The 20,676-nt window shown below is 72.1% G+C and carries 19 protein-coding genes; 6 read left to right on the forward strand and 13 right to left on the reverse strand.

Features of this window, described 5'->3' with window-relative positions:
• Positions 1-39 precede the first annotated feature (39 nt).
• From ACZ3HQ_RS10100 to ACZ3HQ_RS10110, 3 genes are all read left to right on the forward strand, one after another.
• Positions 40-555: a GNAT family N-acetyltransferase gene (locus ACZ3HQ_RS10100; RefSeq protein WP_467509236.1), complete on the forward strand. Its 516-nt coding sequence runs from the start codon at positions 40-42 to the stop codon at positions 553-555.
• Positions 556-806: 251 nt separating this feature from the next.
• A complete protein-coding gene (locus tag ACZ3HQ_RS10105) occupies positions 807-1,271 on the forward strand; it encodes a glycine-rich domain-containing protein (RefSeq protein WP_467509237.1) in 465 nt (154 codons plus the stop codon).
• A gap of 152 nt (positions 1,272-1,423) precedes the next feature.
• Complete coding sequence (locus ACZ3HQ_RS10110; protein WP_467509238.1) at positions 1,424-2,116, forward strand: class I SAM-dependent methyltransferase; 693 nt, start codon at positions 1,424-1,426, stop codon at positions 2,114-2,116.
• On the opposite strand, the gene ACZ3HQ_RS10115 is transcribed toward ACZ3HQ_RS10110, so the two are convergent.
• A complete protein-coding gene (locus ACZ3HQ_RS10115; RefSeq protein ID WP_467509239.1) occupies positions 2,096-3,304 on the reverse strand; it encodes a cytochrome P450 in 1,209 nt (402 codons plus the stop codon). The two genes, ACZ3HQ_RS10110 and ACZ3HQ_RS10115, sit on opposite strands and share 21 nt — an antisense overlap.
• A 110-nt stretch (positions 3,305-3,414) precedes the next feature.
• On the opposite strand from ACZ3HQ_RS10115, the gene ACZ3HQ_RS10120 reads away from it, so the two are divergent.
• Positions 3,415-3,636, forward strand: a complete 222-nt coding sequence (locus tag ACZ3HQ_RS10120) for a DUF7489 domain-containing protein (RefSeq protein WP_467509240.1) — start codon at positions 3,415-3,417, stop codon at positions 3,634-3,636.
• Between the two features lie 2 nt (positions 3,637-3,638).
• Here ACZ3HQ_RS10120 and ACZ3HQ_RS10125 read toward each other — a convergent pair whose 3' ends face one another.
• The 3 genes from ACZ3HQ_RS10125 to ACZ3HQ_RS10135 form a co-directional block, all read right to left on the reverse strand.
• A complete protein-coding gene (locus ACZ3HQ_RS10125) occupies positions 3,639-4,532 on the reverse strand; it encodes an alpha/beta hydrolase (RefSeq protein ID WP_467509241.1) in 894 nt (297 codons plus the stop codon).
• A 185-nt stretch (positions 4,533-4,717) separates the two neighbouring features.
• Positions 4,718-5,911 (reverse strand): kynureninase, encoded by a 1,194-nt coding sequence (kynU, locus tag ACZ3HQ_RS10130; RefSeq protein WP_467509242.1) that lies wholly within the window; start codon positions 5,909-5,911, stop codon positions 4,718-4,720.
• Positions 5,904-6,764, reverse strand: coding sequence for a tryptophan 2,3-dioxygenase family protein (locus ACZ3HQ_RS10135; protein ID WP_467509243.1), 861 nt, complete (start codon positions 6,762-6,764; stop codon positions 5,904-5,906). The genes kynU and ACZ3HQ_RS10135 overlap by 8 nt, the downstream gene beginning before the upstream one ends.
• 449 nt (positions 6,765-7,213) lie before the next feature.
• Here ACZ3HQ_RS10135 and ACZ3HQ_RS10140 point away from each other — a divergent pair, with 449 nt between their 5' ends.
• Positions 7,214-8,644: a glycosyltransferase family 39 protein gene (locus ACZ3HQ_RS10140; protein WP_467509244.1), complete on the forward strand. Its 1,431-nt coding sequence runs from the start codon at positions 7,214-7,216 to the stop codon at positions 8,642-8,644.
• Positions 8,641-9,060, forward strand: a complete 420-nt coding sequence (locus ACZ3HQ_RS10145; RefSeq protein WP_467509245.1) for a DUF3151 domain-containing protein — start codon at positions 8,641-8,643, stop codon at positions 9,058-9,060. The genes ACZ3HQ_RS10140 and ACZ3HQ_RS10145 overlap by 4 nt, the downstream gene beginning before the upstream one ends.
• A gap of 195 nt (positions 9,061-9,255) precedes the next feature.
• Here ACZ3HQ_RS10145 and ACZ3HQ_RS10150 read toward each other — a convergent pair whose 3' ends face one another.
• The 9 genes from ACZ3HQ_RS10150 to ACZ3HQ_RS10190 form a co-directional block, all read right to left on the reverse strand.
• The gene (locus ACZ3HQ_RS10150) at positions 9,256-9,705 is read right to left on the reverse strand and encodes a hypothetical protein (RefSeq protein WP_467509246.1); all 450 of its coding nucleotides are present in this window, start codon (positions 9,703-9,705) and stop codon (positions 9,256-9,258) included.
• Between the two features lie 60 nt (positions 9,706-9,765).
• Positions 9,766-12,093 (reverse strand): tetratricopeptide repeat protein, encoded by a 2,328-nt coding sequence (locus ACZ3HQ_RS10155; protein WP_467509247.1) that lies wholly within the window; start codon positions 12,091-12,093, stop codon positions 9,766-9,768.
• A gap of 115 nt (positions 12,094-12,208) precedes the next feature.
• Positions 12,209-12,718: a hypothetical protein gene (locus ACZ3HQ_RS10160; RefSeq protein ID WP_467509248.1), complete on the reverse strand. Its 510-nt coding sequence runs from the start codon at positions 12,716-12,718 to the stop codon at positions 12,209-12,211.
• 122 nt (positions 12,719-12,840) lie between these two features.
• Complete coding sequence (locus tag ACZ3HQ_RS10165; protein WP_467509249.1) at positions 12,841-14,313, reverse strand: MFS transporter; 1,473 nt, start codon at positions 14,311-14,313, stop codon at positions 12,841-12,843.
• A gap of 87 nt (positions 14,314-14,400) precedes the next feature.
• Positions 14,401-15,423 (reverse strand): class II fructose-bisphosphate aldolase, encoded by a 1,023-nt coding sequence (fbaA, locus tag ACZ3HQ_RS10170; RefSeq protein ID WP_467509250.1) that lies wholly within the window; start codon positions 15,421-15,423, stop codon positions 14,401-14,403.
• 151 nt (positions 15,424-15,574) lie between these two features.
• The gene (gene pyrE, locus ACZ3HQ_RS10175; protein ID WP_467509251.1) at positions 15,575-16,123 is read right to left on the reverse strand and encodes an orotate phosphoribosyltransferase; all 549 of its coding nucleotides are present in this window, start codon (positions 16,121-16,123) and stop codon (positions 15,575-15,577) included.
• A 9-nt stretch (positions 16,124-16,132) separates the two neighbouring features.
• Positions 16,133-16,921, reverse strand: a complete 789-nt coding sequence (locus ACZ3HQ_RS10180) for an aldose epimerase family protein (protein ID WP_467509252.1) — start codon at positions 16,919-16,921, stop codon at positions 16,133-16,135.
• A 539-nt stretch (positions 16,922-17,460) separates the two neighbouring features.
• Positions 17,461-18,471: an SRPBCC domain-containing protein gene (locus ACZ3HQ_RS10185; RefSeq protein WP_467509253.1), complete on the reverse strand. Its 1,011-nt coding sequence runs from the start codon at positions 18,469-18,471 to the stop codon at positions 17,461-17,463.
• Between the two features lie 537 nt (positions 18,472-19,008).
• Entirely contained in the window at positions 19,009-20,655 is a 1,647-nt protein-coding gene (locus ACZ3HQ_RS10190; protein ID WP_467509254.1) for a polyamine aminopropyltransferase, read from the reverse strand.
• Between the last annotated feature and the right edge of the window lie 21 nt (positions 20,656-20,676).

Genomic DNA, 20,676 nt, shown 5'->3' on the forward strand with positions numbered 1-20,676 from the left:
CCTTTGCCGAGCCGCGACCCCCTCGCCAAGACTGTGCCGATGCTGATCCGACGAGAAGCCCCCGCAGACGAGCCCGCGGTGCGCGCGCTCACCGCCGCCGCGTTCGCCGGCCCGGAGACGCCGGTCCCCGTGGAGGTCGGCCTCCTCGACGAGTTGCGGACCAGCGGGGCCTGGCTCCCGGAACATTCGCTGGTCGCCCTCGGCGAACGAGGGGAGATCGTCGGGCACGTCGTCTGCACGCGGGGCCACGTCGAAGCCCACCCGGCACTCGCACTCGGCCCGCTCAGCGTGCACCCGAACCACCAACGCCGTGGCGTCGGCCAGGCCCTCGTCCACGCCGTACTGGGCGCGGCGGACGCGACCGACGAACCTCTCGTCGCCCTGCTCGGCAACCCCGCGTACTACAGCCGCTTCGGCTTCCGGCCGAGCACGCAGTACGGCATCACCCCGCCCGACCCCGGCTGGGGCGACTACTTCCAGATCCGCACCCTGACCACATACGACCCCGCCCTACGGGGCGCCTTCACCTACCCCGCGCCCTTCAACAACCTCTGACCCGATAAAGCCGTTCCTCCTCACCGGTAAGCAAAGCCCCGGAATCCCCAGAACTCGATACCCGTACTTCAGCAAACTCCCGCACCGCCCCGCACCCCACAAATCCCGAGCCCCGACCAATTCCCGGGGACTAACGCCCCATGACACCGGACGCCCTCTGTGCATAAACGCTCCGTAGCGTCACGGTTACCTCAACGAACATCGCGCCTCCCGGCATTCGGCAGCGGCATCCCGCAGATTCGGAGGGCACCATGGCAACAGCGTGGATCACCCGCGAACCCCAGCACGGCAACGAGCCCACCCGCGATCCTCGGGACTACGTGACGCCGGAGGTGTGGGACCGCGAGGTCACGCTCCTCATGCGCGACCACCCGTTCGACAAGGTGATGGCGGAACGCCTGTTCGCCGCCGCCGTCTCCTACCTCATCACCGCCATGGAGAAGTGGGGCCAGGGTCTGGAGATGTGCTGCGGCCGGATCGTGGACATCGCCGTGCACACGTTCATCCTGGACACCCGCAACTACCGCGAGTTCTGCGCCCGCCACTTCAACGGCGGCTTTCTCGAACACATCCCGGAGATCGCTTTCAAGCACGACGGCTCCGTCGAACGCACCGCGCACATCATCGCCGCCAACGGCTTCCCCGTGGACTGGTCCCTGTGGGAGGCCGATTACGGGAAGTGCGGCCCGTGCAGGCCCGGTTCGGACTGTCACTGAGCCGGTAGAGTCCCTCAGGCCCGAGACCGTCACCGGACGGCCTCGGGCCTTTTCGCGCGCATATGTGACAGTTTTCGGCCTTCCGGGCTCGGCGCGTAAGGCAGCCGGGTAGCTTGGCGGCTCCGAAAACGCACCCGCCCCGGAGGGCCCACATGAGCAGCGCCGCCCCCATGACCCCGGCCGAGTACTGGGGCAAGTACCGGCCGTACCGGGGTGAGGGGGAGGAACCGCGGCCGGGGGCCGAGCGGTTCGAGTGGACCGGGGTGCCGGGGCAGGGGCCCGGTGCCGAGGTGCTCGGGGAGCCGGGGAGTGCACTCGACCTGGGGCCGGCCGAGGGGGAGAACGCGGCCTTCCTCGCGCGGCGGGGGACGCGGGTGACCGGGGTGGACTTCTCGGCCACCCAGGTGGCCCGCGCCCGGCGGTTCTGGTCCGACCTGCCGGGGCTGGAGTTCGTGCACGCCGAGGTCTGCGCGTTCCTCGCGGCCGACTCCCGTCAGTGGGACGCCATTTACTCGACCTGGGGCGCGGTCTGGTTCACCGATCCCGATGTGCTCTTCCCTCTCGTCTCACAACGCCTCGCCCCCGGCGGGGTGTTCGCCTTCTCCCACCGTGAGCCCATCGTGGGGCAGTACGGCGCGCAGGAGATGGGCGGACGGTGGCTGGAAGGACGGTCCGGCGAACTGGTCGTTCACCGTTGGCAGTTCACTGCCCCCCAGTGGGCCGACCTCCTCAAGCGCCACGGATTCCTCGACGTCCGCGCCGAGGTCGTGCCCGGCTTGGAGCCAGGGGGACTCGGCACACTGATCGTCCGAGGCACCCGGTCCTCAGGCGACGGTCACCTTTAGTTCCTCCAGCCCCCGCATCACGAATCCCGGTTTTCGGGGTGGGTCTGTGGTGAGGGTCAGGGTGGGGGTCTGGGTGAGGAGGGACCTCATGGAGGCGCTCAGTTCCAGCCGGGCCAGCGGGGCGCCGATGCAGTAGTGGGTGCCCGCGCTGAAGGAGATGTGGGGGTTGTCCCTACGGGACAGGTCCACCTTCGTCGGGGCGTCGAAGGCCGCCTCGTCGTGGTTGGCCGAGCCGAAGAGGAGGGCGAGTTCGGCGCCGCGAGGGATCACCGTCCCGGCCAGCTCGATGTCGTCCAGGACCCAGCGCTCGAAGAGCTGGAGGGGCGTGTCGTAGCGGAGCAGCTCCTCCACCGCCGTGGGGATCAGGCTCAAGTCCGCGCGCAACAGAGCCAGTTGATTCGGGTGCTCGAACAGCGCCAGCCAGCCGTTCGTCGTCGCGTTCACCGTCGCCTCGTGGCCCGCGTTCAGCAGCAGCACCGCCGTGGAGATCATCTCCTGCTCGGTGAGCCGGTCGTCCTCGTCGTGGGCCGCGATCAGGGCCGAGATCAGGTCCTCCCCGGGGGACGAGCGGCGCGCCGCGATCAGACCCCGTAGGTACTCCGAGAACTCCACCGACGCCCGTACCGCCCGCGCGGCCACCTCCGGGGACGGGTTCAGCTCGTACATCCCGCAGATGTCCGCCGACCAGGGCCGCAGCGGCGCCCGGTCCCCCTCCGGGATGCCCAGGAGTTCCGCGATCACCGCGACCGGGAGGGGTTCCGCCACGTCGGCCAGCAGATCACCGCCGCCCGCCGCGACCAGGCCGGCCACCAGGGAGTCCGCCAGCCCGTGCACGTACTCCCGCAGCCGCTCCACCGTGCGCGGGGTGAACGCCTTCGACACCAGGCGCCGGATGCGGGTGTGGTCCGGCGGCTCCAGGTCGAGCATGCCGTGGTCGTTGAGGGTGTGGAACGGCTCGTGCTCCGGCGGCGGCGCCGTACGCCCGAACTCCTCGTGCGTGAACCGGTGTTGGTACGTCCGCCCCAGCCTCCGGTCCCGCAGCAGCGCCGAGACGTCGGCGTGGTGCGGCACCAGCCACTGGTCCGTCGGCTCGTACCGGATCACCCGCCCGCGCGCCCGCAGCTCCGCGTAGGCCGGGTAGGGGTCGGCGAGGAACTCGGGTGACCAGGGGTCGAAGGTGGTGCCCATGGGGGGACGCTAGTCCGTGCGGGCCCCACCGGGGTAGATGACATGTGTCATCCCCAGGACGTGCCCCTCGGCACTGCCCCTGGGGGACCCCGCCTTCCTAGACTCGTCCCATGTTCAAATCCCGCAAACCCGGACAGGACGACGCCTGGGAAGGCGTCGTCACCGACAAGTCGCGCGGCATGCTCGACGGCGCGAACATGTACCACTTCGTCGAACTCCGCCTGGAGAACGGCGAGTCCACGAAGGTACGGATCGGCCGACAGCTCTGGAAGTCCCTGGCCGTCGGCGACCGCCTGATCAAGCGGGCCGGCGACGACCCGGTCAAGGCGTGACCTCAGAAAGCCAGTTGGGCGATCTCCTCCGCCACCACCGCCGCCGCGTCCGCCGCCGGGTCGATCAGCGGGAAGTGCCCCACGTCCTCCAGCAGCGTGACCCCCACGACCTCCCCGGCCCTGGCCGCCGCGTCCGCGAAGGACTCCGCCACCTCGTAGGGGACATCCCGGTCGGTACGGCCCTGCACCAAGGTCGTGGCGATACCGGTCGGGAGGAGCAGCGCGGGGTCCGCGTGCGGCGCGCGCTCCGCGAACGAGTGCTCCCCGCCCAGGAGTTGCAGCGCGGCCCCCTCGCAGACCTCCAGCTTCTCCGCCAGCCCCAGATCCGCGATCGGCGCCAGCGCGACGACCCCGCGCAACGGCGCCGGCCGGTCCGTACGCCAGGGCGAGTCCGCCGGGAGGACGTGCCGCGCGGCCGCCCACAGCGCGAGGTGCCCGCCCGCCGAGTGCCCGGTGAGGACGACGCGCCGGACGTCCGCACTGGGCAGCGCCTCGCGGGCCAGTTCGGGCAGCGCGTCCAGCGCGGCGGCGACGTCGTCGAAGGTCTCCGGCCAGCGGCCCGCCGGGGGGACGGGCGCGGTCTCGCCGCCCGTGTTCTGCGCCGGGATGCCGGGCCCGCCGCGCCGGTACTCCACGTTCGCCACGGCGAAGCCGCGCCGCGCGAGGAAGTCCGCGAACGGGGTGATGTGCCGCCGGTCGTACCGCGCCCGCCACGCCCCGCCGTGCAGGACGACGACCAGCGGCGCGGACGCCGCCCCGGTGCGCGGGGCGTAGAAGTCGATCACCTGGTCGGGGTGGTCCCCGTAGGGGGCGCTCGCGTCGGGGTCGACGGGCGGATGGGAGAACGCCGACTCCTCCTCGGCGGCGGCACGGGCTGCGCTTGCGTCCTCCGGCATGCTCCAACCTTCCGGCTGTGTAAGGGGTTTGGGGGACCGGGCCACGGTGGGGATTCGGCCGTTGGCCGGGACGGTATCAGGCCCGTGACGTGCGCGGACACGGGGATGTCACCCAGGGTGAGGCAAAAGGGGGGCTGCGCGGAGTTCGTCCCTCCGCACAGCCCCCCGGCGCCTCACCCGTACGCCTACGCCAGCACCTCGCCGAGCACCCGCGCCGCCCGCTCCGCGTCCGCGAACCCGACGTACAGCGGGGTGAAGCCGAAGCGCAGCACGTCCGGGTGGCGGAAGTCGCCCACCACGCCCCGGTCGATCAGCCGCTTCATCACGTCACCGGCGTCCGCGCAGCGCAGCGCGACCTGGCTGCCCCGCTCCTCGTGCCGCAACGGCGTCACGCACTCCACCCGGCCGGGCTCGGTGTACGCGGTCACGCAGTCCAGGAAGAAGTCGGTCAGGGTCAGCGACTTGGCCCGTACGGCGTCCACCGAGACCCCGTCCCACACCTCCAGGGCCGCTTCCAGCGCCAGCATGGAGAGGATGTCCGGCGTGCCGACCCGCCCGCGCCGCGCGCCCGGCACCGGGGTGTAGTCGGGGTTCATCCCGAAGGGTTCGGCGTGCGAGTTCCAGCCCGGCAGCGGGGAGTCGAAACGGTCCTGGAGATCGGCGCGGACATACAGGTACGCGGGCGAACCGGGGCCGCCGTTCAGGTACTTGTAGGTGCAGCCGACCGCCAGGTCCACCCCGTGCGCGTCCAGCCCGACCGGCAGCGCGCCCGCGCTGTGGCAGAGGTCCCAGACGACCAGGGCGCCGGCGTCGTGGACGGCCGCCGTCAGCGCGGGCAGGTCGTGCAGGCGGCCGGTGCGGTAGTCGACGTGGTTGAGCAGGACCGCGGCCGTGCGGGGGCCGAGGGCGGCGGGAATCTCGGCGGGGTTCAGGGCGCGTAGCTCGCAACCCGTCATGCGGGCGGCCGAGTTGGCGATATAGCCGTCCGTGGGGAAGGTCGTGGCGTCGACCAGGATCTCGTTCCGGCCCTCGCCCGCCATCCGTACGGCGGCCACAAGTGCCTTGTAGACGTTGACGCTTGTGGAGTCGCCCACCACGACCTGCCCCGGTCCGGCGCCGATCAGCGGGGCGATCCGGTCCCCGATCCGCTCCGGCGCGGTCCACCAGCCCGACTCGTCCCAGGAGCGGATACGCAACTCGCCCCACTGGCGGGCCAGTACGTCCCGCATCCGCTCGGGTACGTGCGCGGGGAGCGCGCCGAGGGAGTTGCCGTCCAGGTACACGCCGTCGTCGAGGACGAACCGGTCACGCAGTCCGGCGAGCGCGTCGGCCGCGTCCAACTCCTTGGCGCGCAGCGCCAGTTCCGTACGGTCAGACATGGGACCTCGCCGTCCACAGCTCGGGGAACACGTTCTTGCGGGCCCGCTTCTCCAGCCAGGCCACTCCGGCGGAGCCGCCGGTGCCGGCCTTGGAGCCCATCGCGCGGCGGGTCGCCACCAGGTGGTCGTTGCGCCATCGCCAGACCAGCTCGGCCACGTTCGTCAGGGCTTCCCCGAGACGGGCGAGGTCGGTGTCGGGGTCACCGGAGTACACGGCCGTCCATGCGGCCTCGACCGCCTCGACGGGCTCGTACCGCTGGGACACGTCGCGGTTCAGCACCTCTTCCGGGATCGCGTGGCCGCGCCGGGCGAGCAGGCGTACCGCCTCGTCGTACAGGCTCGGCTCGCACAGCGCCTTCTCCAGCTCGGCGTACGTACGGGGGGTGCCCCGGTGCGGGACGAGCATCGACGCGGACTTGTCGCCGAGCAGGAACTCCATGCGGCGGTACATCGCCGACTGGAACCCCGACCCCTCCCCCAGGGCCGAGCGGTACGAGTTGAACTGGGCCGGGGTGAGCTGGGCCAGCGGGCGCCAGGACGCGTTCAGGGCGTCCAGCTCCCGTACGGAACGCTTCAGCGCGGCGATCGCGGTGGGCACGTCGTCCGAGCGGAGCGCCTTCGCGGCGGTCTCCCACTCGTGCGTGATCACCGTGAACCACAGCTCCATCACCTGGGTCGTGACCAGGAAGACCATCTCTCCGGGGTCGTCGGAGAGGGTGTGCTGGAGGTGGGTGAGCACGTCGGCCCGGACGTAGTCCTCGTACGGCGTCGTACCGGCGAAATCGAGATGCGGGGTCTCGGGCTCAGCGGCCTCTTCGGCGGCCTGGGAAGGGGGGTGAGCCTGATGGGACATCGCTGTCTCCTGTTGAACTCCGGGTAGCGGTCCGCCCCTGCCGAATCCGGCACGGGGGCCCCGGTCCCCACGGGGAATCCTCCGCAATCCCATGGGATACGGCAAGCGGCGGCTGCGCCGGCCCGGGCGGGGGCCGGGCTGTGTGGGCCGTAGCGGGACCGCTGGGCCGCTGGGCCGTCGGGCCGTCGGGCCGTCGGGCCGTCGGGCCGCTGACCGTAAGCGACCGTTCTCTTCCTGGATGAGATCACCTAGGGTCACAAGTGGGGCGGGAGTGGCCGTGGGTGTCATGGGGGCACGGGGGATCGCGGGCTCGCGCGTATCGGGGGAGGGGTGCGGGCTGTGCTGTGCGCGTTTTCGGGGGCGGGGTCGTGACCTCGGTGGAGGTGCGGGCGCGGGCTGCGGGGGCTCCCGTACGGCCCCCTAGGGGCAGGGCCCTGTGGGTGGTGCCGGTGGGGTGGACCGTGGGGCTCGGGCTGTGGGGGCTGTCGCGGGACCACAGCGTGTGGCGTGACGAGGCGGCGACCTGGCAGGTGGCCCGGCGTCCGGCGGGCGACATCTGGCACCTCCTCGGGCAGGTCGACGCCGTGCACGGGCTGTACTACCTGCTGATGCACGGCCTTTTCACCTGCTTCGGCCCAGGCACCACCACCCTCCGCCTGCCCTCCGTCCTGGCCGTCGCCGTCGCGGCGGGCTGCGTGACGGTCATCGGACAACGGCTGGCCGGGAACCGCGCCGGGCTGGGCGCGGGCCTGGCCCTCGGGCTGCTCCCGGCTGTGCAGTTCCACCTCCAGGAGGGCCGGCCGTACGCGCTGGTCATGGCGGGCGCGGCCGTCTCGACGCTGCTCCTGACGGTGCTGCTGGAGCGCCCCGCGTCCTGCTGGTGGGCGGCGTACGGCGTGACGGTCCTGCTGTGCGGGCTGCTGAACTGGCTCGCCCTGCTGGTGCTGGTCGCGCACGCGGTGACGCTGTGCTGGACGCGGGCCGCGCGGGGTACGTGGGCCCGCTGGGCCCTCGCCGCGGCGGGCGCCCTCGCGGGGACGGCTCCGCTGATCCTCTTCAGCCGGGGCCAGTCCGAGCAGATCTCCTGGATACCGCCCCTGACCTGGCACATGCTGATCGGCCCCGCGATTCTGCTGGCGATCGGCACCCTGGGGGCCCTTCTGGACCGCCCTCACCCCGGCAGGCCCTCCGTCGCCTCGATCGGCCTGCCCCTACTGGCGGTCCCCCTCCTCGCCCTGACAGGGATCTCCCTGATCAAGCCCCTTTTCCTGGACCGCTACATCCTCTTCGGCCAGCTCGGCCTGACCCTCCTGATCGGCACGGCACTGGGCCGGGCGATCGACGCGACGACCCCCCGCTTCCCGAGGACCGCACGCCTGATCCTCCCCCTGGCACTCCTGTCGGCCCTGGGCGCCCTCCTCCCCTACTCCCTGGCCAGACGCTCCCCCGAGAGCCGCGTGGACGACGTACTGTCCGCCGCCGACCGCGTCCACCACCTGAAGCACCCCGGAGACGCGGTCCTCTTCATCCCGTCCGCCCGCCGCGACACGGCCCTGGTCTCCCCCGACGCCTTCAGGGACCTGCGGGACATAGCCCTGACGGAGTCGCCGGTGGCCTCGGGCACCCTCAAGGGCGTAGAGGCGCAGCCGGCCGCCATCACGGCCGCGATCCCGCGCTGCACCCGAATCCTGCTGGTCACAGACGCGCCAGGTGTGGCGAAGCGCGACTCGGCCCGCCGCGACAAGGCCAAGAGGGCCGCCCTCCGCAGGTACTTCACCCCGGTCGCGGACGAGACCGTACGGGGCCGGCGAGTGACGGTCTACGAACGCCTCCCCGACCCCCTCCGGGCCCCGACCCCTAGTGGCAGACTTCACCCATGACTACGCACAAGAACCTGCTCGGCGGCCCGGACCCGACGCACCTGCCCGAGAACGAAGAGGCGTACCGCCTGCTGGGCGAGGACTCGCAGGCCCCGGCGGAGGTCGTGGCGAAGTACCCCACGTTCTCCCTCGCCTGGGCGATGCTCGCGGACGACGCCTTCGAGGCCGGCCGCGTGGTCGAGTCCTACGCCTACGCCCGCACCGGCTACCACCGCGGCCTCGACGCCCTGCGCCGCGCCGGCTGGAAGGGCCACGGCCCCATCCCCTGGTCCCACCGCCCCAACCGAGGCTTCCTCCGCTGCCTCGCCGCCCTCGCCCGCGCGGCCGACGCCATCAACGAAAAGGAAGAGGCCGACCGCTGCTGGCAGTTCCTCCAGGACAGCAGCGAGGACGCTTACACGGAGCTGCGCCGGTAGGTGCGCCGGCTTGGCTCGTCACAGGTGTCGTGGCGAGCCGGCCTTCCGGTCGACGCGGGTCTGCGGGGTGACCGGCAGAGTTTCGAGTCCGTGTTGACCAGCCGACCAGGGTCCTGCGCCCTCCAGAATTCCGGATCTCTGTCGCGCTCCGGCTCCCTCACGCCCAGGCCGGAACGGCGGACGAGCAGCCCGTCCTCACCCAGAGCAGAGTCGCGAGATCGTGCGCGAAATGCACGTCTTGCCAAGCGGAAACCCGGCCCGCTGGGCGACACCGGCGGGGCTGTCGGCGGTGAACCAGCGCACTGGCTGACAGCCGTGGTCGCGGGTCTCGGCCCATTGCGCAGCGAGCGTGCTCTTGCCGACACCACCCAGCCCATGAAGGGCCTGCACCGGCACCGCCCCCGGCGCGCTCAATACATCGTCCAGTCGCTCGAGTTCATCCCTGCGTCCGACGAAGCTGGTCCGGTGCCGGGGGATATTGCTCATCACCTCCCCAGCCGACACCTGCGACGCCGGGCGCAGCGCGTCGGACGGCAACTCCACGCGGGAGGTGTAGTTACCCGAGACGGCCATGCTGTACGGGCCGACCGCCGTGGCACCGGTGCCCGACGCGAACGGTCCCGCGCCGCCGAATGCCTCGCTCATACCCACCCCTGCTTGTAGCGCGCGGCTGCTGCGCCCAGCCGCTCTCGGAGCTGCAACCCTTCAGCCCCTCGACACACGTCCGAACTCCAGCTTCGGACTGCTCAAAACTCGCTTCTGCCATGCCAGCGCGTAGGCGTGCTCAGCTTTTGCCGTCAGCGAATGGTCGGCCCCGAATCGTTCTCGGCACAGAGCCACGCTATGCCGCAGCAGAGTGATGGCGTGTTCCAGATTGCCGACCCTCCGGTGAGCAAGGGCGAGATTGCTGCGGGCGGTGAGGGTGTCAGGGTGGTCCGGGCCGAGGATCCGAACAAAGTCGCGGAGGTTCTGCTCAAGAAGAGTGATGGCGTGGGTCAAATCATCGGCGTCTCGATAGGCATTGGCGAGGTTGTTACGAGTGACGAGCGTGTAGGGATGGTCGAGGCCGAGGGCCCTGCTGCAGTCCCCGAGGGTCTGCTCAAAGAGGGTGATGGCGCGCGTCAGGTCGTCGGCGCTCTGGTGTGCGGCGGCGAGGTTGTTACGGCCGGCGAGGGTTTGCGGATGGTCGTGACCTAGGATCCGGGTGCAGTCTTCCAACGCCCGTTCAAAAAGCGGAATGGCGCGGGCGGGATCTCCGACATCCAGATAGGCATTTGCGAGGTTATTGCGAGTGCTGAGCGTATGAGGATGATCAGGACCGAGGACCCGGCCGCAGTCGTCGAGGTTCTGCCTGTGGATGGGGATGGCGCGGCTGGGATCGCCGACGGCTTGATAGGCGCCGGCGAGGTTGTTGCGGGTACTGAGTGTGTGGGGGTGGTCGGGGCCAAGGACCCGTATGCGGTCCTCAAGGTTCTGCCGGTGGAGGGCGATGGCGCGGGTGGGGTCGCCAGCGGCCTGGTATGCGTTGGCCAGGTTGTTGCGGGTGGTGAAGGTGTGTTGGTGGTCAGGACCAAGAACCCGCATGCGGTCCTCAAGGTTCTGCCGGTGGAGCGGGATGGCGCGGGTGGGGTCGCCGGCGTCCAGATAGGCGCTGGCCAGGTTGTTGCGGCTGGTGAAGGTGTCGGGTGCGTCATCGCCCAGAAGTCGTTCGTAGCTGGCATGGGCACGTAGAAGGGCGCTGATCGCGCGTGTGACGAGGCCCTGGTTTTTGAGGTAGAGGCCGGTCTGGTTGAGGATGCGGGCGGCGATGAGGTCGGTGTCCTCGTCGGTGTATTGGGTGAGGGCTTCGATGTGTGGAACGAGGGCGCGCCATCGGGGCCAGGTGGCCGGGTCGTCCCACTGCTGGGGCAACGCAGTTCCGATGTTGGCGGCCGCGCTGGCACGAGCCCGCTCGATGCGATCCGCTGAGCGGTGCGGATTCGTCCGGTCCGGGGTACGGGCGAGCGCCTGGACCAGGCGGTGGACGGCGATCGTTCCCGTTGCCGGGTCCGGAGTGATCATGCTGTAGGCGGTCAGCAGCCCCAGCGCCTGGTTCGTCTGGACCGGCCCGCCGTCGGGGAGCCCCGCCAGGGAGGCTGGAATGGCCTCGGGGGCGTACCAGGCCAGGATGCGGAGCAGGTCGACGGCCAGGGGCTGGCGGGACGCGATGTGGTCGAGGGTGATGGTCCAGACCCGCGCCACGGTCCGTTCGTCCGGGGTCGTGGCACCCGCCTGCTCGTACATCTCCGCGGGGTGTTCGGCCAGGAGCTGAAGGTAGGTACGGGGGGTCGTGAAGGGGGTCTGGGCGATGTAGGCCCCGGCCTGCTCGACGGCCAGGGGCAGGTGCCCCAGTTCCTCGCACAGTTCCGCGGCGCCGTCCAGGTCGCGCGGGCCCTTGCGGGTGATGATCGACGTGATCAGGTCCAGGGACTCCTCCGGCGCCAGGACGTCCAGGCGGACCAGCGCGACGTCCCCGCCCCACCCGTCCCCGAGTCGGCTGGTGATCAAAAAACGGCCGCCCGGTGCCCGGCTGAGGAGCGGAGCGATGTGCGCGGGGTCGTTGACGTTGTCGAGGACGACCAGCCAGCCGGTGTGGCCGGCCAGCCACTGCAGCCCCCACTCGGCCAGCGCGTCGACCGGCAGCACCTTCAGCGCGGGCTGGAGCGCTACGGCGAGGTCGGCGAGACCCTGCTGGACACCGGCCGGGCTGTCGGCGGTGAACCAGCGCACCGGTCGGCGTCCGTGCTCACGAGTCGCGGCCCAGTGCGCGGCAAGGGTGCTCTTGCCGATGCCGCCCAAGCCGTGCACGGCCTGCACCAGCACCGCCCCCGGTCGGCTCAGCACACCGTCCATTCGGTCGAGTTCGTCGTCCCGGCCCACGAAGTGGTCGGGCCGCCACGGCAGGTCGTCCAGCCCGTCGCGGACGTCCACCTGCGACGGAGGCCGCAGCGCGTCGGCCGGCAACTCGGTGCGGGCGTTGTAGATACCGGCCACTGCCACACTGTGCGGCGCACTGGCCGTGGCAGCCCCCGTATCGCGGGCGAGCTGCCCGAACCCCGGCTCGCCGACCCCGTCGTCCAACTTCACTCCCGCCCCCGCTACCGGTGCCTCAGCGCTCGTGCACGATCCCCGAAACCGCATGGGAGCCCGCCCCGGTCGCTTCCGCGTCCCCGGTGTTCGCGGCCCGCGCCGGTCCTCCCGCCGCCTCACCAGACCGCTTGATACCGGTCACCGCACTGCCCCCGTCCCGCGCGGTCGCCTTGCCCGTCCCCACCACCGCGTCACCCGTCGTCTCGGCGACGAACGCCAGGAGCGACCGCAGCTCGCCCACCACCTGATCGCGCTCCGCCTCGTCCAGGTTCTCCAGCAGTCCCTCGAACCGGGCCGCCCACGCCCCCTCCTGGCGGGCCCGCTGCGCCGGCGCTTCCTCGCCCGCGGCGGTCAGAGCGTGGGCGGTGTGGTCCAGACGTTCCAGCTCCGCCGCCTCACGCCGGGCGTCGCCCCGGCCGAACAGCGCCGCGACCCGCCCCCGGAACCCGTTCCACGCGTCCGTACCCGCCGCCTGCACCACCGCACTGCCACCGGCCGCAGCCAGCGCCGTCATCGCCTCGAACAACATGATGGCGTCCCCCTCGTCGTGCCCACCGTGGTTTCGTGGGCTATCACGCTAGACACTCGTCCACAGTTGCGGCAGTCCGTTGAAGCAACCCGATCGGGTGCAGCGTCCCGTTCTGGCGCCCCTCACCCCCTCGAAACCGGCTCCGTCTCCCCCGTCTCCAGTGGCGGAGTCGTGATGCTGCCGTGGGTTCGGCATTTCGGGTGCGGGCAGTTCGGGGTGGGGCGGTGGCGGATCAGGGTGGCGGAGAGGAGCGACGCCAGGACGAGGACTCCCGCGCAGATCGGCATCGCCTTGTCGAAGGACGAGTTGAAGGCCGCCGGGAGGCGGTATGCCTCCGGGCCCATGCCGGTCAGGAGGGGGAGGGCGGCCACCGCCACCAGGCCCGCCGCCCGCGCCGCCGCGTTGTTGATGCCGCTGGCCAGGCCCGCTCGGGACGTGTCGACCGAGGCGAGGACCGTCGCCGTCAGGGGGGCCACCAGGGTGACCATCCCCGTGCCCATGACCAGGAGCGCGGGGAGGACGTCCGTCAGGTAGTTCGCGCCGGGGCCGACCCGGAGCATCAGGAGCATCGCCGCCGCGCACAGCAGAGGGCCGACCGTCAGGGGGAGGCGGGGGCCCACTCGGTCCGCGAGGGCGCCCGAGCGGGAGGAGAACAGGAGCATCAGGATCGTCGGCGGGAGCAGAGCCGTACCCGCCGCCAAGGGGGAGTAGCCCGCCACGACCTGGAGTTGCAGCGCCGTCAGGAAGAAGAAGCCGCCGAACGCCGCGTACACGCACAGCGTGACCAGGTTGACGGCCGTGAACTGGCGCGAGGCGAAGATGTCCGGCGGGAGCATCGGGTTCGGCCGGTGGTGCTCCACGTACACGAAGGCCACCGCCGCCGCCACGCCCGCCGCCGCCGTCACCCACACCGCGGCGGACGCGGAGCGGGCCTCGATCAGCGCGTACGTCAGCAGCGCCAGCGCCACCGCGCCCAGTACCGCCCCGAGCACGTCGAACCGCCCGCGCGCGGGCCCCGCGTCCGACTCGGGTACGTGCCGCAGGGCGACCGGTACGCAGATCAGGGCGAGCGGCACGTTCAGCAGGAACACCCAGCGCCAGCCCGGCCCCTCCACCAGCCAGCCCCCCAGGAACGGCCCGATCGCCGCGCCCACCCCGCCGAACCCGGACCACAGCCCCACCGCGCGGCTGCGGTCGTCCGGATGGAAGGACGCCTGGATCAGCGCGAGCGACCCCGGCGTGAGCAGCGCCCCGCCCACGCCCTGGAGCGCACGGGCGATGATCAGCACGTTCGGGTCGGGGGCCAGCCCGCACATCAGCGAGGCCGCCGCGAACCACACCACGCCGATCACGAAGACCTTGCGCCGCCCGTACCGGTCCCCCAGCGAACCGCCCAGCAGGATCAGCCCCGCCAGCGTCACCATGTACGCGTTGACCGTCCACTGGAGCGCCGCCAGGCTCGCGTCGAGGTCGCGGCCGATGCGGGGCAGCGCGACATTGACGACGGTCGAGTCCAGCAGGGCCATGCTGGAGCCGAGCACGGTGGTCAGCAGAATCCACCGGCCCTTGGGGGACGCCAGCCGGACATCGGGCATGCCCCCAGGTATACCCCGGATACCCGTAGGGGGCCCGGCCCCTGTGGAAGACAGGGTGCCGGGCCCCCTACGGGAGACCACGGAGGGTCACTTCATCTTGTTGCCCGCCGACCGCAGGTTGTTCGCGGCGATCACGACACGCGCCGCCATGCCCGCCTCGGCCAGCTTGCCCCAGGTGCGCGGGTCGTACTGCTTCTTGTCACCGACCTCGCCGTCGACCTTCAGCACACCGTCGTAGTGACGGAACATGTGGTCGGCGACCGGACGGGTGAAGGCGTACTGGGTGTCCGTGTCGATGTTCATCTTCACGACGCCGTTCTCCAGCGCGGTACGGATCTCCTCCTCGGAGGAACCGGAACCGCCGTGGAAGACGAAGTCGAACGGCGACTGCTTGCCGAACTTCGCGGCGACCCCGTCGTTCAGCTCCTTCAGCAGCTCCGGGCGGAGCACCACGTTGCCCGGCTTGTACACGCCGTGCACATTGCCGAAGGACGCGGCCAGCAGGTAACGGCCCTTCTCACCCAGGCCCAGCGCCTCGACGGTACGGATCGCGTCGTCGACCGTGGTGTAGAGGGAGTCGTTGATCTCGTGCGAGACGCCGTCCTCCTCACCGCCGGTCGGGGTGATCTCGACCTCGAGCACGATGTTCGCGCGGCGGGCCTGCTCCAGCAGCTCCTGGGCGATCTCCAGGTTGTCCGCGAGGGTCTCGGCGGAGCCGTCCCACATGTGCGACTGGAACAGCGGGTTGCGGCCGGCCTTCACCCGCTCCTCGGAGAGCGCGAGCAGCGGACGCACGTAACCGTCCAGCTTGTCCTTGGGGCAGTGGTCGGTGTGCAGCGCGATGTTGACCGGGTACTTCTCGGCCAGGATGTGCGCGTACTCCGCCAGCGCGACCGCGCCGGTCACCATGTCCTTGCTGTACTGGCCGCCGAGGAACTCCGCGCCGCCGGTCGAGATCTGGACGATGCCGTCGCTCTCCGCTTCCGCGAAGCCGCGCAGCGCCGCGTTCAGGGTCTGGCTGGAGGTGACGTTGATGGCCGGGTAGGCGAACTTGCCTGCCTTCGCCCGGTCGAGCATCTCGTTGTAGACCTCGGGAGTTGCGATGGGCATCTGTCCGCTCCTCGTGTTGCGGGTTGGCGTTCTGCGATATGCGGCCCTGGCCTGGACCCTGGGGGGCGACATCGGCGTCGGCCCCATCTTTCCAGACCTGCCCTGCCGGACGGTTCGGCGGCCGGGGAGAAGTCCAGCGCCAGGCGGACCGTCAGTCCAGCCCCAGTTCATCCTTCGAGAAGGCGAACCGGTACGGAACGCCCGCCCCGGCCTCGATCTTCTCCGCGGCGCCGGTCGCCCGGTCCACGATCGTGGCGACGGCGACGACCTCCGCGCCGGCCTCCCGTACCGCCTCCACCGCGGTCAGCGGCGAACCGCCGGTGGTGGAGGTGTCCTCGACGACCAGCACCCGGCGGCCCGCGATGTCCGGACCCTCCACCCGGCGCTGGAGACCGTGCGCCTTGGCGGCCTTGCGCACCACGAACGCGTCGAGCTTTTGCCCGCGCGCGGCGGCAGCGTGCAGCATGGCGGCGGCCACCGGGTCGGCCCCCATGGTCAGGCCGCCGACCGCGTCGAAGTCCAGGTCGGCGGTGAGGTCCAGCAGCACCTGGCCGACCAGCGGGGCGGCCTCGCCGTCCAGGGTGATGCGGCGCAGGTCGACGTAGTAGTCGGCCTCCAGACCCGAGGAGAGGGTCACCTTGCCGTGCACCACGGCCTTGTCCTTGATCTGCTGGAGCAGTTCGCCACGTACATCCGTCATGGGCCCAGCTTAGAGGCGGCGCCAGGTCCAGGTCGTGGACGCCTCCAGCGGCTCCAGCGGGGTGACCAGGCGCTGGGCGGTGTTCAGCCCGTTGGGCGGGCCGGTCTGCGGCTCGACGCACACGGCGGCGTCCTGCTCGTCGTAGACGACGGCCCACTGTTCGCGGCTGGCGACCTTGAGTTCGAGCTGTCCGGGCCAGGTCAGGCGCACGTCGACCCCCTCCGGCATACCGAAGCAGTCGTCCCAGGGGCCGGGCCTCGGCTCGATACGGTTGCCCGTCGGCAGGTGGTCCTCACCGCGCTCCTCCTGCCACGCCGGGTGGAAGTCGATCGTCACGTCCTCGCCGCCGATGTTCCGGTTGAACCAGGGGTGCCAGCCGATCTGCGCCGGGAACGAATCCTCGTACGTCTCCACGGACATCGTCAGCGTCAGGCTGTCCTCCCCGAGGCTCACGATCTGCGTCACCTTGCCGGAGTGCGGCCAGGGGTCGGTCAGTTCGTACGTCAGCACCGCCTCGTCGGCCGACTTGCGCGCGGTGCGCCAGGCGCCGTCACGGGCGGTGCCGTGGATGGCGTGCGGCGGGGAGTTCAGCGGCATCTGCCGTACGACTCCGCCGTCCAGGAACTGCCCGTCCCTGATCCGCCCGCACCAGGGAACCATCGGGAAACACCCGAACCGCTCCCCCTGACGCAGCAGCTCGGCCCCGCCGACCAGCAGCCCCCCGATCCGCCCGCCGTTACCGGGCAGCACCCGTACCTCCGCGTCACCCGCGGCCAACGTGATCTCTCCGTTACTCACGGGTCCGACCCTACTGGTCCCTCCGGGGGTCGGGCGGGGTGGGCGGTGCCGTCGCGTCGCCCCCTGGCGCCGACGCGACGGCTCGCTGCAGGCGGGGCGGGGGAGGCGACGCCCGGCACGGCCGGTGGGGGCGCGGAGGGGCGGGGGCTTCGGCAGACGGCTGGTGCGGGGCGGGGGCTGGGGTCGTGAGGCGGGGCCCGGAGGGGCGGGGGTTCGGCAGACGGCTGGTGCGGCGCGGGGGCTGCGGTCGTGAGGCGGGGGCCCGGAGGGGCGGGGCTTCGGCAGACGGCTGCTGCGGCGCGGGGGCTGCGGTCGTGAGGCGGGGGGGCACTGAGGGGTGGGGCTTCGGCAGACGGCTGCTGCGGCGCGGGGGCTGGGGTCATGAGGCGGGGGGCGCGGGAGTCCGCCCTCGGCTCGGGTCGGGGGGCTGCTGGAGCACGCCAGGGCGGCCACGCTCACGGCGCCGGGGGCCGCGTGCGCTTCGCCGCCCCGGCCGGCGTTGCGGCAGAGCCGGGGGGGGCGCCGTTGTCGCGGAGGGGTCAGTGGCGTTTGCGGAGGGCCCGTGCGACCACGATCGCTGAAGCGACCGCCACCGCCGCCGCCGGGGCGGCCCAGCGGAGGGCGGAGTTCGCGGTGACCGTCTGAGGGGCGGGGACAGGGGCGTAGCGGCCTCGGGGTGGGGCGTGGTCGACCTCCTCCGCGCTGCGCCCGATCATCGTCCGGCGGGCGTGGGCGGCCTCGGCGGGGGGTTCGGCGCGGACCTCCAGACCGTCGGGGACGGTGTCGGGAATGGCCGCGTCCGTCTCGGGGTCGAGGGAGGGCGGGGGGACGTCGGTGTCGAAGACGGAGGGGGGCTGGGTGCCGGGCTCAGGCTGCTGCCCCGACTCGGGCTTCTCGTCGTCGCCCTCGGCTTGCTGCTGCTCCGGTTCGGACGCGCCCTCTGCTGCCTGCGCCTGCTGTCCCGGCTCGACCTCCGCCGCTTCCGGCTCGGCGCCCGCAGAGGGGCCTGCCGCCGGCCCAGGGCCGGTGGCCTCGGACACGCCCTCCGCCTGCCCCGACCGGGACGCCTCCGCCCGCTGATCCGACTCGGCCTGCTGACCCGTGCCCTCCAACGGGCCCCGCGCCGAGCCGGTGTCCTCTGCCAAAGTCTCCAGCGTGCGGGACAGCAGCCGGTTCGCTGCCGTGGTCACCGCGTCCTCGGGGAGTTCGGCGAGGCGGCCCTCCGCCTTAGCGGTGCCGCCTACCGTGACCGTCGTGCCGCCCTGCGTGGACGCGAGGGCCAAGGTCAGCGACAGCGTGACCGTGCCGGCGCCGCGGGCCTCCGCGCCGTCACCGCGTACCGCGTACGTACCGTCCGCGCGGGCGCTCACCGCCAGCGTGCCCCGGTACGTCACCGAGTGCCCGCCGACGCGCAGCTTCAGGCGCCCGGCGACGGGTTCCGCCCCGGCGTCCTGCTGAAGTCCCGGCACCGCGCGGGCCACCCTCACGGCATCCGCGAGGGCCTCCCTGAGCCGGTCGACCGGAACCGGAACGAAGACCTGGAGCTCCATGTTGGCCGAGCCTACCCAGTAGTCCCCGGAATGCACCTGCCCTCGCGGCGAACGGGAGACCAGGACCCTGTCGGGGAGCGAGGAACCGGGCGCCGCAGCCCCCCGGCCCCGGAGGACAGACACCCGTAGCCCTACCGGGAAACTCCCACCCTGTGAGCCGCGACCCCGCGGAGGCCCCCGAATCCGCAGCGGGACCTGCCCCGCCTGGCCGCAGCGAGAACCCCACGGCCCAGACCCGCAGGGGTCCCAGACCCGCAGAGGCCCCAGACCCGTAGGGGAGCCAGACCTCAACTGCTTCCGCCGGCCCCGGCCGCCGAGGCCCCCGCCCTCAGGCCCTGAACCCGCAGGCACTTCGACCCGTCCGAGCCGGCTCCTAGGGGTTCCCCCCTACAGCCGACTCCGCCCCCAGGCCCCCGCCCGCGGGGCCCAACGCGGAGGTGCCCCACCCGGCGCAACACCACAGAGCGCTCCTGGCCCCGTGTCCGACTCGGGCCCCCACAGCCGGCCAAACCCGGAAGCCCCCGCCTCAGAACCCACTCAGTACTGCGGACGCGCCAGCGTGGACGGGCGCAGGCCCGGTACGCGGGTGAGGCGGGCCGCCGCCGCGTCCGCTCTCAGGTCCGAGTCGGTCAGGGTGGAGGGGTGGAAGTCGAGGTGGGGGCGGGGAGGCCGGGGGCCGGGGGTGGAGAGGAGGAAGCCCCAGTCGTGCGGGGTGCGGGAAGACCCCGCCGAGCGGTCGGGGCCCGTGGCGAAGCCGGTGTCGTGGCCGAGGACTCGGTAGGGGATCGAGGAGAAGCCCGCCGCCCGGAGGGTCGCCTCCACCGTCCAGAAGACGCGGGCCCGCGACGACACCGGCCCCGCGTGCACCGCGAGGCGCCCGGTCGGGGTGAGGACGCGCCGGGTGAGCCCGTAGAACTCCTGGGAGTACAGCTTGGTGCTCGCGGTGATGCCGGGATCGGGGAGGTCCGCGAGGACCACGTCGTACCGTCCGGCCGGCGCCCGCCGCAGCCAGGTCAGCGCGTCCGCCGTGGTGACGTGGACGCGCGGGTCGTCGTACGCGTGCGCGTTGAGGGCGGAGAGGCCGGGGTCGCGGCGGGCCAACCGTACGAGCCCGGCGTCCAGTTCGACCACGTCCACCCGCGCGACCCCGCGATGCCGCAGCACCTCCCGCGCGGCCAGCCCGTCGCCGCCGCCGAGGATCAGCACCCGCCGGTGCGGCCCGGACAGCGCGGGGTGGACCAGGGCGTCGTGGTACCGCCGCTCGTCCCGGCCGCCGACCCGCAGCCGCCCGTCGAGGAAGAGGTCGAGCGGCTTGCCGTCCGTACCTCCGGCGAGGACCACCTCCTGTACGTCCGTCTGCGCGGCCACCCGCACGTCCGGCCCGTAAACCGCGCGCCGCGCGGCCGCCTCGAAGTCACCGGCGAGCACGGCGGCGGAGGCGAGCACGCCGAGCACCAACAGCCCGGCGAGGAGCAGCGTCCAGCGGGCCCGCCGGGTGAGATCACGCCGGAACAGCCCGAGCACCAGCGCGCTCCCCGCGACCACGTTCACCGACCCGGTGAGCAGCGCGCCGGTCAACTGGCCCAGGAACGGCAGCAGTACGAAGGGAAACGCCAACCCCCCGACCAGCGCGCCCACATAGTCGGCGGCGAAGAGGTCGGCCACCGCCCCGCCCGCGTCCTGCCGCCGGATGCGCTGGATCAGCTCCATCAGCAAGGGCACCTCGGCCCCCACCAACAACCCGATGGCGAGCGAGAATCCGACCAGCAGGCAGCGCGGCCCGTCCGCCCAGATGCCACCCCAGCCGCCGGTCCACGCGAACACCGCGTACAGCGCCATCGCACTGCACCCGCCCACCAGCGCGAGCGCGGTCTCGATCGCGCCGAACCCCACCGCCGCCCGCCAGCGCAGCCGCTTCGCGCCGAGCGAGCCGATGCCCATGGCGAACACCATCACCGACAGCACCACGGACGCCTGGGTGACCGAGTCACCGATCAAGTACGAGGCGAAGGCGACGAGTTCGAGTTCGTACACCAGCCCGCAGGCCGCGCAGACGAAGACGCACGCGAGCACCAGGAACCGCCCGGTACCGGGCTCCACGGGCAGCCGCGCGGGCTCGGTCCAGGGCGGGGCCCCCGAGGACAGCGGGGCACCCGAGGACACGGGGGCGTGCGGATCGATCACGCTGCGACGTTACGTCACCAC

It is taken from the genome of Streptomyces sp. NPDC018263, assembly GCF_055562575.1.